Source organism: Yoonia maricola, assembly GCF_002797915.1.
GTDB classification, from domain to species: Bacteria; Pseudomonadota; Alphaproteobacteria; order Rhodobacterales; family Rhodobacteraceae; genus Yoonia; species Yoonia maricola.
The window spans coordinates 708,027-721,533 of record NZ_PGTY01000001.1 but is presented as its reverse complement, the minus strand read 5'-3'; the positions used below and the strand labels follow the sequence as shown (position 1 = coordinate 721,533).

Below are 13,507 nucleotides of genomic sequence, written 5' to 3'. Positions count from 1 at the left end.
GAAAATGGCACAACAACCCCATGTTCTGATTGTTGAAGATGAGGCCGCCCAGCGTGAAGTACTGGCCTATAACCTGGAAGCCGAAGGGTTCCGGGTGACCCGCGCCGAAAATGGTGATGAAGGGCTCTTATGCGTGGATGAAGACGCACCCGATGTGATCGTGCTGGATTGGATGATGCCGAACTTGTCCGGGATCGAGGTGTGTCGCCGCCTGAAGATCAAGCACGAAACACGCAGCATTCCGATTATCATGCTGTCGGCCCGCTCTGAAGAGGTGGATAAGGTACGTGGTCTGGAAACGGGTGCGGATGATTATGTGGTCAAACCCTATTCAGTATCGGAACTTATGGCGCGTGTGCGCACGCAGTTGCGCCGGGTCCGCCCGGCGACGGTGGGGCAGGTGCTGACCTTTGATGACATTGTGCTGGACGCTGAAACCTACCGCGTCACCCGTGATGAAACCCCGCTGAAACTGGGCCCTACAGAATTCCGCCTGCTATCGACCTTTATGGAAAAGCCGGGTCGTGTCTGGTCACGCGATATGCTTCTGGACCGGGTTTGGGGGCGCGATATCTACGTTGATACGCGCACTGTCGATGTTCATGTCGGCCGTCTGCGCAAGGTGCTGACGCAGAATGGCGGCAGTGACCCTGTGCGTACCGTGCGCGGGGCGGGCTACGCGCTGGGTTAGGCGGCCCACGGCCCGTGGTGACCTGATCCGCCATCTATGCGCGCAAACCCATGTGCTCCAAAGAAATCACGTTGTCCTTGGATCATATTCGCGGTGCCACGCCCTGTCCTCATGGCATCAAAATACGCCAAACCGGACGACAAGGCAGGCAGCGCCAGCCCATGCAACGCCGCCTGTGCCACGACCTGTCGCAATGCACCATGGGTCTGTTTCAAGGTATCTGCAAACCGTGGCGCCATCATTAGATTGCGTTCAGGGTTTTCCCGCAAGGCCGTTGCCATGTCGTCCAACATCGCAGAGCGGATGATACAGCCTTCGCGCCAGACCTCGGCAATGGCGGGCAGGGGCAGCGCCCAGTCGAATGCGTCAGATGCCTTTGCGATCATGTCAAAGCCCTGCGCATAGCACAGTATCTTGCCCGCGATCAGCGCATCTTCGATGGTCGACAGCGGTAGCACATCATGGGCGATATGATGCGGGGCTGAACCAAAGAGGACTTCGGCCGCGGCCCTTGCCTCGCGCTGTGACGACAGATTGCGCGCGACGACCGCGGCCTCAATCGCCGGAATGGGGGCCGCCAGATGCTGCGCCTCGATCACCGTCCACCGCCCGGTGCCTTTTTGACCCGCGGCATCAACAATAACGTCCAGCATTGGGCGCCCTGTGGCGGGGTCCTGCGTTGCGGCAACCTTACCAGATATTTCAATGAGATAGCTGCGAAGAGCGCCGTTGTCCCAATTTGCAAAGGTTTCTGCGATCGCGTCTGACGTCATTGCCAGACCATCGCGCATGATCCCGTAAACTTCCGCGATCATCTGCATATCGGCGTATTCAATCCCGTTGTGCACGGCCTTGACGAAGTGACCTGCACCTTGTTCGCCCATCCAAGTGGCACAAGATATGCCTTTGTGCTTGGCGGCAATTGCGGTCAGGATATGCTCCACACGATCCCAAGACTCGCGCTTGCCGCCGCCCATGATGGATGGACCAAACCGCGCACCTTCCTCACCCCCTGACACACCTATCCCCAGAAATGGAAGATCGCCTGCCTCGGCGCTGCGGCGGTTGGTGTCATGAAAATTGGCATTGCCTGCATCGATAATCAGGTCATCGGCATCCAGAAGGGGGCGCAGAGCGGCAATTTGGTCATCAACAGGCTGTCCTGCAGGCACCATCAGGATAATGGCGCGGGGCGATTTGATGGCAGCGACGAATGCTTCAAGCGTTTGTGTTGGCGTAATCCGCCGAGCAAGATCACCGGCGCCTTCATGGAAAGCATCGGTTTTTGCGCTTGTCCGGTTCCAGACGGCGATGTCAAACCCGTTGTCCGCGATGTTCAATGCAAGGGCCGCGCCCATTGTGCCCAGGCCGATGAGGCCAATTTCTGCTGTGCTCATGTCGCGGGGTCCTTTTCATAACTGTGATGAAGGACAGATAGGCGCTTCAAAACCAAATGAAAACGGCTTGTGCGGGATATGGCGCGATAGCGACCCGGTTTCTAGACGGCTATTTGGGGCGCTACGTATTGGACGGCAATGAATATGACGTAAGCAATCATCATGACAGTTCCGACCGGTTTGGTGATTTTACCAATCGTCAGCATCCAGAGTGCGAATAATACTGCCACGGCAACCGTGACCCACAGCTCCATCCCCAAGAGGACGGGATCAACATCAAGCGGTTTGATCGCAGCCGTTAGTGCGATGATCGACAGGATGTTAAACGTGTTAGACCCGATAATATTGCCAAGGATAAGACCGACCGACTGTTTGCGTGCCGCGGCGATGCAGGTGGACAGCTCTGGCAGCGAGGTGCCGAAGGCCACGACAGTCATGCCGATCACGGCTTCAGGCACGCCGATGGCTGTCCCGGTCTGGACTGCGCCTTTGACCAGCAGTTCTGACCCAACGGCCAGGGCAGCAACCCCCCCCAACAGGATGATCGCCGCACTTTTCATGGTGGTGATCCCGGCGCCGTCGTCATCGTCGTCATCTTCTTCCACAACGATGTTGTCGGTTCTGTATTGATAGACAACAAAAGTGACCAGGATCGCAAACATGATCAGGCCGAACACTTGGGTAAAGCTGTCCGAGATCATGCCATAAACCATAATGGCTGTCGCCAGCAGCATCATAGCGAGGTCTTTGAACAGGTGCTTGGGGTCTGCTGTGACCTTGAACACAAAAGCTGTGGCACCCAATACCAGCAGGATATTGGCGACGTTAGAGCCAAGGACATTGCCCAATGAAATGCCGGGGTAGCCTTGCAGGTTGGCATTTACGGATGTGAAAAGCTCAGGCACCGAGGTGCCGAATGACACAATCGTTGCGCCGATAAAGAGCGGCGAAAGCCCTGTACGTTCGGCGACGAAAACGGCCGCATCGACCGTCCAGTCACCACCTTTAATCAGTAAATAAAGGCCAAATGCCATCGCACCAGCGGCCAGCACAAAAAGCTCGTAGGTGGTGAGTTCAATCAACGCATATTTCCTGATTGGTTTCGGGCTGCGGCGTGCGGGCTGGGATAGCGTAGATAGTGGCGGAGTGTAATAACCATTATTGCAACTCTCATGTCCGATCTTGTTCAAACACAGCTTGCGCCGTCTGCAGTGACTTAGCGTGTCGCACAAGGGTTTAAAGGTTTTACACCGTCGCATTCCAAAAAAGGAAAAGGGAGCGTGGTTTTCACCACACTCCCTATTGTTGTTTTCTGAAACGGGGGCTTACTGTGCCGCGACCTTTCGGCGGGTCATCTGCGCAATAAGATAAAGTGCTACAGCTCCGCCAATCCCGATCAGGTCGGAAATCCAACCGCCCTCGATCATGAACAGGGCGACCACCAGCAGTCCGATGCGAATGGGCCAGGCGGCACGGTCACCGACCCACCAACCCTGCACACCCGATGACAGCAGGAAGACCCCAAAGACAGCAGTGATGCCCGCCCGGATCACCTCAAACCATGTGCCATCCATCAGGATCGCTCCGTTGTAGAAAAACATGAACGGCACGATGAAGGCCGAGATACCGATCTTGAACGATGCCACCGACGTTGCCATCGGGTTCGACCCCGATATGCCTGCGGCGGCATAACTGGCCAAAGCCACAGGCGGCGTGATGGCCGAAACGACGGCGAAGTAGAACACAAAGAAGTGGGCAGTCAGCATCGGGATGCCTAGTTGCACAAGGCCCGGTGCGACGACAGAGGCCGCGACCGCATAGGCCGCTGTTGTTGGCATACCCATGCCCAGCAAGATCGCGATACACATCGCAAAGAAGAGGGCAAGCAATTGGTTGGCTTCTGCAATGTTCAACAGCACGGATGAGAACCGCGCGCCGACACCAGTCAGTGAGATCACACCAACGATGATACCTGCACAGGCACAGACCGCGATGATCTGGATCGACATGATGCCAGCGAGTTCGAACGCCTTCGTGACCGATCCCAACCCCATACGATAGGGTGTGAACCAGCTTACAACTGCGGCCGAGGCTGTCGCTAGTGTCCCCGCGCGGATCACCGAATATCCCATGAAGAGCGCGCCGATCAGAATGATAATGGGAAGGAAAAGAAAGACGCGGCGCACCATGTCTTTGAACTTTGGCAGCTCGTCCTCGCGCATGCCGCGCATACCCAGCTTGGCGGCCTCAAAATCCACCATGAAGTAGATTGAGACGAAGTAAAGGATCGCCGGAATGATCGCGGCTACAGCGATGTCGGTGTACGGAATGCCGGTAATCTCGGCCATGATAAAGGCACCAGCGCCCATGATAGGTGGCATGATTTGACCACCTGTCGATGCTGCAGCCTCGACCGCGCCAGATGTTGTCGGCTTGTAGCCAACCTTTTTCATCAGCGGGATTGTCAGTGATCCAGTCGCCACCACGTTACCCGCCGAAGTGCCATTGATCATACCCATCAGACCGGACGCAAAGATCGCTACTTTCGCCGGACCACCGCGTGCGCGGCCCGCACAGGCGAAGGCGAAATTCACGAAGTAATCACCAACTTTGGAGGCCTGCAAGAAGGCTGCAAAGATGATGAAGAGGATAATGTAGGTTGATGACACAGCAGTCGTCGGCCCGAGGATACCAGCATCAGTATAGACTTGGCTAAAGAAGCGCTGCCATGTGATATCCGGCGCGTTCAGGAAGCCGGGCAGCAGGTCACCGACGAAAACGTATAACAGAAACACCCCAGCGATGATAATCAGCGCCATCCCTGCCACGCGGCGGGTCAGTTCCATGATCAGTGCGGTGCCTGCCACAGCGGCAAGGCTCATCCCGATAGGGGCAAAGGGCGTACCTGTTGAATTTCGCATCAGGGTGCCAAAGATCGTGATCAGATAGATCGCCACTGCGACGCCGCATACGCCAAGCACCAGATCAGCAGGTGCGATCGTGCCGCGCACGCGCGGGCGCAGCCAGCCCAGCACGATCCCTGCGATGGTTGCTGCGATCAGGGGATACCCATAGTGGTAGATTTCGGCATTGCGGATACCCTCATCGATCCCGTTCCACATCACACCGCCTCGAATGTCAGCGGCAAAGCCGACAGCGGTGTAGCAGGCATAAATGGCCGGGAGCAGGGCAAGGTAGGCAAAAAAGTCCAACGGTCCGGCGTTATCGTGATCACTGTCGGGAAACGCGCGTGCGGAATAGAGGGTAAACCCAAGGATCAGCGCGCCAGCGATGTGAACGATACGGAAGTTCCATGTCTCCAGCGGGAAAACCGGCAAAAGCGGAATATCAATGCCGGTCCAACTGCGGATTGACCAACCGTTCAGTGCGGCCATGTGAAACAGCGCATAAAAAGCCGACATGCCAGCGATGATCAGATAAGTGCGCCCGGTAAAGATGCGGCGATTATGCTCAACCGGTTCCTCGTCAACACCTTCCGCAAGGACGGGGCCCTCTGTCTGGTCGTCTTTTTGGGTATCGGTGGTCATGGTGTGGTCCTCGCATGCGGCCAGAATGCCCTGACGGGCTTTCAGCGTGCATCAATCATATCGAAAAAATCAAGTATACCGAGGCCGCTTGTGATGAGCGGCCTCGGCCCAATCAAAGATTAGTTACCAAAGATTTGGTCAGCAGGGATATCTGCGCCTGCGTTCTCGATGAACCACTCAGCCGCACCGGGGTGCCACGGCAGAACACCGGCGTTCTTGTCATAGTTTTCTGGCAGTGTGGAACGGGCAGCACGGTGGATGTTCACCATACGCTCGTTGTCGGACATCACGACATCCACGGCTGCTTTGACGAAGGATGCAGGCAGATCGCAGTTTGCAATCGCAAAGTTCCACATAGAAACGGAGCGCGCATCGCTTTCCAGCGTTGTGTAGGTGTCGGCAGCGATCTCAAACGCAGCGACAGGGAAGGCGGCCTGAATAGTCGCTTGCTCTTCTTCGGTGAACTCAATGATGTTCACGTCCGTTTGTACTTCCAACTGAGATACAGCAGGCACCGGTACACCAGCAGCAAATGCGATCACGTCAAGCAGGCCGTCCTGCAATTGACCACCAAGGTCGCTCCAACCGCCGTTACGACGCTCAAAGTTCACGCCGAGCTCTTCCATCATGCGTGGAAAATATGTGTCCGATGTGGAACCAGCAGGACCAAATCCGATACGTGCGCCATCAGGGATTTCATCGATGGATGTGATGCCTGATGAGGACAAAGCCGTGACCGAGAACGGTGTCTGGTACATCGGGAACATTGCGCAAGCATTGGTCATTTGCAGACCGGGCGCGATTGGGTTTGTACCGGCAATGGATTCAGCCGCTGGACCCATTGTTGTCATGCCGAACTGCGCGTCGCCAGTGTGGACCAGCGCCATGTTCTGCATTGGGCCGCCGGTGACTTCACCGCCACCTGTCAGGCCCAGTTCTTCTGCAACCAGGTTCGCCCAGCCAGACCCATAAGCGAAATATGTACCACCTTGTGATGCTGTACCAACCGTAAAGCTTTCGGGCCAATCGGCTGTGTGGCCATCGGCGAATGCTGTTGTGGCCGTCAGGGCTGTTGTCGCGATAAGTGCTGCGAGTTTCATTTGGATCGTCCTCCACTAGAATTATCTGATCTCTTCTGGATCAGGTCGTGACTGTATGCACTGCACGAGCAGTTAGCACAGATCGTGGGTACTTCCACTGACGGCCTGTGGCAAAACAAGAAGAGTTAACAAATGTTTGCGCAAACATGCGGTATTCTGATCATGCTATGTGTCGAATAGGGGGCAAATGGCGGATTGCGTGGGTTGAAAAGGGGACAGATCATGCCTCGTTCTCGGCGTCAGCCTTGGAAATCCCATGCTTTTGCATCTTTTCATAAAGCGCTTTGCGGGACAGACCCAAAGCTTCATAGGTATGTTTCAGACTGCCATTTTGCGCAGTAAGGGCCGCAAGAATAAGCGATCTTTCATACGCAGCCATCTTTTGGGCCAAGGTATCCACCACAGGTTCGGATGTGTGGCCGGCAGTCGGGTCAAGCCCCAGCACAAACCGATCCGCTGCATTGCGTAACTCGCGCACATTGCCTGGCCAGTCTTGGGTCGCCATCGCCGACAGAACCTCTGCCGGTATATCAGGCAGCTGTTTGGAATAGCGCGCCGCAGCCTGTGCCGCCAGATTGATGAAGAGCGACGGGATATCGTCGCGTCGATCACTGAGAGGCGGAACATGAAGCGTCACAACATTCAGACGGTAAAGCAGGTCGGCGCGGAAATGACCTGCCTCGACCGCTACCCCAAGATCTGTTTTCGCCGCTGCGATAATGCGGATATCGAGCGTAACAGGATCATTCGCCCCAAGCCGCGTGATCTGCCGCTCTTGAATAGCGTGCAATAGCTTGGCCTGCACTGTGACAGGCAGGCTGTCGATCTCATCCAGAAAGACGGTTCCTTGTCGCGCAAACTCAAACTTGCCAAAGCGTGCGCGCATCGCACCCGGAAAGGCGCCGGCTTCATGTCCGAAAAGCTCGCTTTCGACCAGTTCCACGGGCAGGGCGGCACAATTGATATGCACAAAGGGATGTGGGCTGCGCGCCGATAGATCATGGAGCGCATGGGCCGTGACATCTTTGCCGACACCGGTGTCGCCCGTGATCAGCACATCGGCATCGGTCGCAGCAATTGTACGCACTTCCTTGCGCAAAGCGACCATGGCGTCGGAACGCCCGATCAAACGCGCCTCAAGCTTGTCGCGCCCTCCCACCTCGCGCTTCAACGCCCGATTCTCAATCGTCAGCCTGCGCTTTTCGAGGGCGCGTTGAATGGTGGTGATCAGACGGGACGGCGCAAACGGTTTTTCGATGAAATCATATGCGCCTTCGCGCATGGATTGGACCGCAAGGTTCACATCACCATGGCCTGTCACAAGAATGACCGGGAACTCCGGGTCGACCTCCAGCGCTTTGCGCATCAACCACAATCCGTCATGCCCCGGCATACGGATGTCCGTGACCAGAATACCAGGAAAGCCGCGGCTGATCTGGGCCAGTGCGCGTTCTGCCTTGTCAAGGATCGTTGCCGGGATATCGGCGAGCATCAGTGACTGGCTGGTCGCGTGCCGCAGCTCTTCTTCATCATCGACGAACAGGACTGTTTGCTTCATTGGGCCGCGACCTCAATCGGTTTGGCAGGCTGCAGGCGGACAGTAAAAACAGCGCCCCCACCGGGGTGATTTTCAGCGGACAGCGTACCGCCAAAATCGCTGACGATATTGTAGGAAATCGATAGCCCAAGACCAAGGCCCTTGCCGGGTGCTTTCGTGGTAAAGAAAGGGTCGAAAATATGCGCAACCTGTTTGTCTGCGATCCCTGATCCTGTATCACGAACGCGCAAAGTGGTGCCTTCAACTTCTATCCGGACGATGCGATCAGGCTCATCCTCCATCGCATCAAGTGCATTATTGATGAGGTTCACGATCACCTGTTGCAGGCGTACATGACCGCCATTGATCCAGATATCTGTCTTGGGTGGGTTATATGCAATCGCTCCTCCCTCTGCGGCCAAGCGCACATCAACTACGGCAATCGCGTCATGTATCACGGCGTTCAACAGTAAGGGGCCTGTCGCTTGCTGCGGTTTGCGGGCAAAATTGCGTAGATGAGCGGAGATGGTTGCCATACGGTCAGCCATTTTTGAAATGCGTAAGATGTTATCGCGGGCCTCTGACATACGGTCACGATCCAGAAAGGCAGTGGCGTTATCGGCATAGGATTTCACCGCTGCCAGTGGTTGATTGAACTCGTGGCTCAATGCTGCCGACATTTGTCCAAGCGCGGACAGCTTGCCGGCCTGGATCAGATCTGTTTGTGTTTGTTTCAGATCTGCCAATGCAGTCTGCAAATCTGCCGTCCGTTCGGTCACGGCGGTTTCAAGACGGCGTTTTGCATCTTGCTCCTTTGCAAATGCCTCTGCCAGCCCCGCCTGTTTCAGAAGATAGGCCAGAAGGGCGGCAAGGACCAACCCTGCTGTTAGCCCAGCAATCAGCAGGGTGTTGAGTGCGTTCAACGTCGCAGGGCGCCTTGGCGAGAGGGCGGACATCGTCCAATCCAGATCAGTGAGCCGCTGTGATGTGCGGACAAAACGTTCATCCGGCGTACCCTGAATATCGACCTGCTGCGCGTCGGCATTCAAAGGCGTCGCTGTCATTGGCAACAGATCAATCCGGTCGATCGGGTATTGGAGGTTTTGGGCAATCAACCGCAGTGTTCCGTCGCTGAGCGGCCGGATCGCGCGAAAATGCCAATCCGGGCGTGACGACATAAAGACAAAATCGTTGCGGTCCGTGACCATGAATTCGCTATCCGCCCCGCGCCAGATGCTTTCAAAAGCAGCAATGTTGAACTTGATCGCCAAGACGCCGACGATACGTTCGCCGTCTTCGACTGGTGCGGCATAGAAATACCCCCGTTCCCCGCTCGTCGTGCCATAGACTGAAAAGCTTGACAGATCGCCGTTCAGGGCTTGGGTAAAGTAGCTTTGGTAATTGAAGTTGCGGCCCAGATAGCTGCCACTTTCCAAATAAGTTGCCGCAGCAATAGTGCGGCCGGATATATCCATCAGATAGACATCGGATGCTTTCACTGTGGCGGCTGTCTGGCGCAGATCCTCGTTGACCTGCGCGAGCACAGTTTGATCGCCGGGGTCATTGAGCAACTCGGTCAGTTCTGACCGTTCAGCAATCAAGGCGGGCAGGGGGGCATACCGTTCAAGCGCGGCGCGCAGGCCTTCGACCGCCAATTTGAGGGGAACTGCATTTTGCGCGGCTTGCTGGCGCATGTAATGCCGTTCGAGTGCAGGAAAAGACAATGCGCCCGCCATCACCGTGATAACAGCGATGGCTATGATTAGTCCAAAGATGCGGCGGCGCGAAAATTGCATTTGCCAATTATGAGGCAGAGCCGTGTGGATGCACAATCTCAAAATTAGCGCGGAGCACTGAAGGGCCTGAAAAATGCAACCGGTTGCAAAAAAATGAAACCGAGCTAGACTGAGTCGTGCTAGGGGGAGATAACGTTGCATTCATTGCTGCCGATCATTTCACGAAACCACATGAGACAGCGCCGCCTGCTTTGGCGGGTGGCGGGTGGTTTTGGTGTGGTCCCCCACATCCACAATATGAAAGACCTGACCGCTGCTTGGATTGGGTCAATCGCCTCATCAGAGGCCCCGGCATCATAACGCGTGCGCCGGGCACGTTCCTTGGGAGGAAAACTATGAAGAAGATCCTTTTGGCCGCTGGCCTATCCACGCTCATGATGGGCACCACAGCAATGGCAGAAATGCAAATCGGTGTGTCCGTTGCACGCTTTGACGACAACGGTCTGACTGTGATGCGCAACGGCATGACAGCCTTTGACGATGCCAGCGACGACGTCAGCCTGCAAATGGAAGATGCAACAGATGATGTGGCCAAGCAATTGGACCAAATCAACAACTTCATCGCCTCTGGCGTCGATGCCATCATCGTCAATGCCGTTGACACAAACGCAACCGAGGCAATGTCAAACGCAGCTGCTGCCGCAGGCGTGCCATTGGTCTATGTCAACCGCCAGCCCATCAACATGGACACACTGCCAGACGGTCAGGCCTTTGTTGCATCCAACGAGATTGAATCAGGTACCTTGGCTGCATTCCAGATGTGTCGTCAGCTGCGCGCTGAAGGCAAGTCCGGCGGTGCGCGGGTCTATGTCTTGGTCGGTCAGCTGTCCAACCAAGCGGCTGTGCAACGTACGAAGGATTTCCATGACGTGATCGGTATGGATATGTGTAACTTCATCACAATCATTGACGAGCAGACAGCAAACTGGTCCCGCGACGAAGCCAACGACCTGATGACAAACTGGTTGTCCTCTGGTGACGAATTTGACGCGGTTTTTGGTAACAACGACGAAATGGCGCTGGGTGCTATTCAGGCAATGAAAGCGGCTGGCATTTCCATGGACGACGTGGTTGTCGGTGGTGTTGACGCGACATCCGACGCGCTGTTGGCAATGTCAGTGGGCGATATGGACGTTACGGTGTTCCAGGACCTCGCAGGTCAGGGTGCCGGGTCCATCCAAACGGCCATGGCGCTGGCAAATGGTGAAGAAGTCGACAAAACAGTCTTCATTCCGTTCAAGCTGGTCACACCAGAAAATCTGGCTGACTTCCAGTAAGCCTTTGATCAGAAAATAGAGTGACGGGGCAGTATGCGTTGCCCCGTTTCCTACATGGCACCAAGAGGGAGCTGACCGATGTCAGACGCAAGCGAAGGTACAGGCGGCCTCACATTCGATAAATCCAAACGAAGCTGGCCCAATGAGTTGAATGTCTTTGGCGCGTTGATCCTGATCATCGTTGCCTTTGAAATCCTTGGTGCCATCTTTATGCAGCAAAGCCTGTTGTTTGACACGCGCGACCGCTTTGACAGCATTTTTAATGAAGCGCGTTTGCGGATCATCATCATTCAAGTTGCCATCATCGGGATTATTGCCATTGGCGTGACCCAGGTCATCATCACCGCTGGTATTGATCTGTCATCAGGCTCTGTCGTGGGGGCTACGGCCATGATCGCGATGAGCTTCGCACAGGTGGCAACAGTGAACGGTGCGGCGAACCCCAAGGCGATTTTTGGCGAATGGGCGCTTGATTTGCCGTGGATCATCCCGGTGTTTGTTGGTCTTGGTTGTGGTTTCATCGCGGGCTTTATTAACGGTGTTTTGGTGGCCTATGCCCGCATTCCGCCCTTCATTGCGACACTTGGCATGATGCTTTTTGCGCGCGGTGTGGCGCAGTGGTGGTCGCTGGGCAACCCTGTGTCTTTCCCAACCGAGGGCTACGCCAAAATCGGGGCAGGGATGATGCCAGTGATCATTTTTCTTTCATTGGCAGTGCTGTTCCATTTCATCATGAATTACACCGTCTACGGTAAACACACTTACGCCATCGGATCGAATGAGCAAGCCGCCCGGATGTCAGGCATCAATGTGCCACGCCACCTTGTGCTGGTCTATGTCATCGCAGGTATGCTGGCTGGTTTGGCGGCTGTGATCCTGACATCGAAGAACCTGACAGCGCAATCTGGCATGGGCTTGTCTTATGAGCTGGAAGCGATTGCGATGGCTGTGATTGGTGGTGTTTCGCTCTTCGGTGGACGCGGTTCGATCATCGGTACTGTGATTGGCGCGCTGATCATCGGTGTCATCACCTCGGGCTTTACCTTTCTGCGCCTTGGGGCGTTCTATCAGGAAATGGTGCTTGGCATGATCATTGTCGGTGCGGTCGCACTTGACCAATGGCAACAACAACGTGCTGCGGCGCGGGCATAGGGGGTACCAATGTCAGATATCATTCTGGAAACCAAAGGCCTGACGAAACACTATGGCGGTGTGCATGCGCTTGAGGATGCGGACTTTGTACTGAGGCACGGCGAGCACGTCGCGATCATGGGGGACAATGGGGCGGGGAAGTCGACCTTTGTGCGACAGATCACGGGGGTGGAACAGCGGACACGAGGCACCGTTTTGTTTGACCAGCAAGAGGTGAATTTTTCAGGGCCCTTGGATGCGCGAGAAGCGGGCATTGAAACGGTGTTTCAGACATTGGCCCTGGCTGATGACCTGAACGTGCCGGACAACTTGTTTTTGGGGCGTGAGAAGACCAAGTTTGATTGGCTCGGCCCGTTCCGCTTGCTTGACTACAAGGGTATGCGCGATGACACATTGGCCGGACTGGTGAAAACAGGGGTCAAAATCCCCAATATTAAAAACACCATCGCCAATATGTCCGGCGGTCAGCGCCAATGCGTGGCTATTGCCCGCACGGCAACCTTTGCCAGCAAGCTGACCATCATGGACGAACCAACCGCTGCACTTGGCGTACAGGAAACCGAACAGGTAGAAAACATCGTCCGCACGCTGAAAGAGCAGGGCGAAAGCCTGATCCTTGTCTCGCACAATATGCGGCAGGTCTTTGATCTGGTCGATCGGATCATCGTCTTCCGCAGGGGCCGTATTGTGGCCAACCTCAATAAAGAGGATACAGACGGGCAAGACGTCGTTGCCTATATCACCGGCGCCAAAACCGGAGCAGAATATGAAGGTGCCGCCTGACCGACAAAAACCGAAGTTCTTTGATCTGGCAGTGCCGTTCTTTTTGCCTATATGGCGCAGGGTCCTGACCGCTGTGGTCCCAATTCTGTGGGCTATGGTTGAATTGGCAAACGGACAGGCCTTCTGGGCCTTGATATTCTTTGCCCTTGGTATCATGGCAATATGGAAGTTCTACACAGCCGATTGGGCGGCTGTTGCCGCACAGGCGGAAGAGGAGGGCCGCTAA

General features: G+C 55.6%; 12 protein-coding genes. 6 read left to right on the top strand and 6 right to left on the bottom strand.

What is annotated here, in order from left to right; genetic code table 11:
• Positions 1–4: 4 nt before the first annotated feature.
• Positions 5–691, top strand: coding sequence for a phosphate regulon transcriptional regulator PhoB (gene phoB / locus BC777_RS03590; protein ID WP_100366774.1), 687 nt, complete (start codon positions 5–7; stop codon positions 689–691).
• Here phoB and gnd read toward each other — a convergent pair.
• The 6 genes from gnd to BC777_RS03560 all read right to left on the bottom strand — a co-directional run bounded on the left by gnd (position 688) and on the right by BC777_RS03560 (position 10,069).
• Positions 688–2,088, bottom strand: coding sequence for an NADP-dependent phosphogluconate dehydrogenase (gene gnd / locus BC777_RS03585; protein WP_100366773.1), 1,401 nt, complete (start codon positions 2,086–2,088; stop codon positions 688–690). The genes phoB and gnd overlap by 4 nt on opposite strands.
• Before the next feature lie 101 nt (positions 2,089–2,189).
• Entirely contained in the window at positions 2,190–3,170 is a 981-nt protein-coding gene (locus BC777_RS03580) for a calcium/sodium antiporter (protein ID WP_100366772.1), read from the bottom strand.
• 243 nt (positions 3,171–3,413) lie between these two features.
• Positions 3,414–5,636, bottom strand: coding sequence for a TRAP transporter permease (locus BC777_RS03575; protein ID WP_100366771.1), 2,223 nt, complete (start codon positions 5,634–5,636; stop codon positions 3,414–3,416).
• Between the two features lie 119 nt (positions 5,637–5,755).
• Positions 5,756–6,736: a TAXI family TRAP transporter solute-binding subunit gene (locus tag BC777_RS03570; protein WP_100366770.1), complete on the bottom strand. Its 981-nt coding sequence runs from the start codon at positions 6,734–6,736 to the stop codon at positions 5,756–5,758.
• A 220-nt stretch (positions 6,737–6,956) separates the two neighbouring features.
• Entirely contained in the window at positions 6,957–8,294 is a 1,338-nt protein-coding gene (locus tag BC777_RS03565) for a sigma-54-dependent transcriptional regulator (protein WP_100366769.1), read from the bottom strand.
• On the bottom strand, positions 8,291–10,069 hold the full coding sequence (locus BC777_RS03560; protein ID WP_100366768.1) for a sensor histidine kinase: 1,779 nt from the start codon (positions 10,067–10,069) through the stop codon (positions 8,291–8,293). The genes BC777_RS03565 and BC777_RS03560 overlap by 4 nt, the downstream gene beginning before the upstream one ends.
• Positions 10,070–10,240: 171 nt before the next feature.
• Between BC777_RS03560 and BC777_RS19595 the strand changes: the two genes are divergently transcribed.
• The 5 genes from BC777_RS19595 to BC777_RS03540 all read left to right on the top strand — a co-directional run bounded on the left by BC777_RS19595 (position 10,241) and on the right by BC777_RS03540 (position 13,507).
• Positions 10,241–10,369 carry a hypothetical protein gene (locus BC777_RS19595; RefSeq protein WP_281251761.1) on the top strand — a complete coding sequence of 43 codons (129 nt, stop codon included), beginning with the start codon at positions 10,241–10,243 and terminating at the stop codon, positions 10,367–10,369.
• Positions 10,370–10,404: 35 nt separating this feature from the next.
• Entirely contained in the window at positions 10,405–11,346 is a 942-nt protein-coding gene (locus BC777_RS03555; RefSeq protein WP_100366767.1) for a sugar ABC transporter substrate-binding protein, read from the top strand.
• 78 nt (positions 11,347–11,424) lie between these two features.
• Entirely contained in the window at positions 11,425–12,498 is a 1,074-nt protein-coding gene (locus BC777_RS03550; protein ID WP_100366766.1) for an ABC transporter permease, read from the top strand.
• Positions 12,499–12,507: 9 nt separating this feature from the next.
• Positions 12,508–13,281 (top strand): ATP-binding cassette domain-containing protein, encoded by a 774-nt coding sequence (locus BC777_RS03545; protein ID WP_100366765.1) that lies wholly within the window; start codon positions 12,508–12,510, stop codon positions 13,279–13,281.
• A complete protein-coding gene (locus BC777_RS03540; RefSeq protein ID WP_100366764.1) occupies positions 13,265–13,507 on the top strand; it encodes a hypothetical protein in 243 nt (80 codons plus the stop codon). Before BC777_RS03545 ends, BC777_RS03540 begins: the two co-directional genes overlap by 17 nt.

Coding starts and splice junctions, on each gene's coding strand:
- gnd (WP_100366773.1), bottom strand. CDS start 2,088: ATGAGCACAGCAGAAATTGGCCTCATCGGCCTGGGCACAATGGGCGCG.
- phoB (WP_100366774.1), top strand. CDS start 5: ATGGCACAACAACCCCATGTTCTGATTGTTGAAGATGAGGCCGCCCAG.
- BC777_RS03575 (WP_100366771.1), bottom strand. CDS start 5,636: ATGACCACCGATACCCAAAAAGACGACCAGACAGAGGGCCCCGTCCTT.
- BC777_RS03545 (WP_100366765.1), top strand. CDS start 12,508: ATGTCAGATATCATTCTGGAAACCAAAGGCCTGACGAAACACTATGGC.
- BC777_RS19595 (WP_281251761.1), top strand. CDS start 10,241: ATGAGACAGCGCCGCCTGCTTTGGCGGGTGGCGGGTGGTTTTGGTGTG.
- BC777_RS03550 (WP_100366766.1), top strand. CDS start 11,425: ATGTCAGACGCAAGCGAAGGTACAGGCGGCCTCACATTCGATAAATCC.
- BC777_RS03570 (WP_100366770.1), bottom strand. CDS start 6,736: ATGAAACTCGCAGCACTTATCGCGACAACAGCCCTGACGGCCACAACA.
- BC777_RS03540 (WP_100366764.1), top strand. CDS start 13,265: ATGAAGGTGCCGCCTGACCGACAAAAACCGAAGTTCTTTGATCTGGCA.
- BC777_RS03565 (WP_100366769.1), bottom strand. CDS start 8,294: ATGAAGCAAACAGTCCTGTTCGTCGATGATGAAGAAGAGCTGCGGCAC.
- BC777_RS03560 (WP_100366768.1), bottom strand. CDS start 10,069: ATGCAATTTTCGCGCCGCCGCATCTTTGGACTAATCATAGCCATCGCT.
- BC777_RS03555 (WP_100366767.1), top strand. CDS start 10,405: ATGAAGAAGATCCTTTTGGCCGCTGGCCTATCCACGCTCATGATGGGC.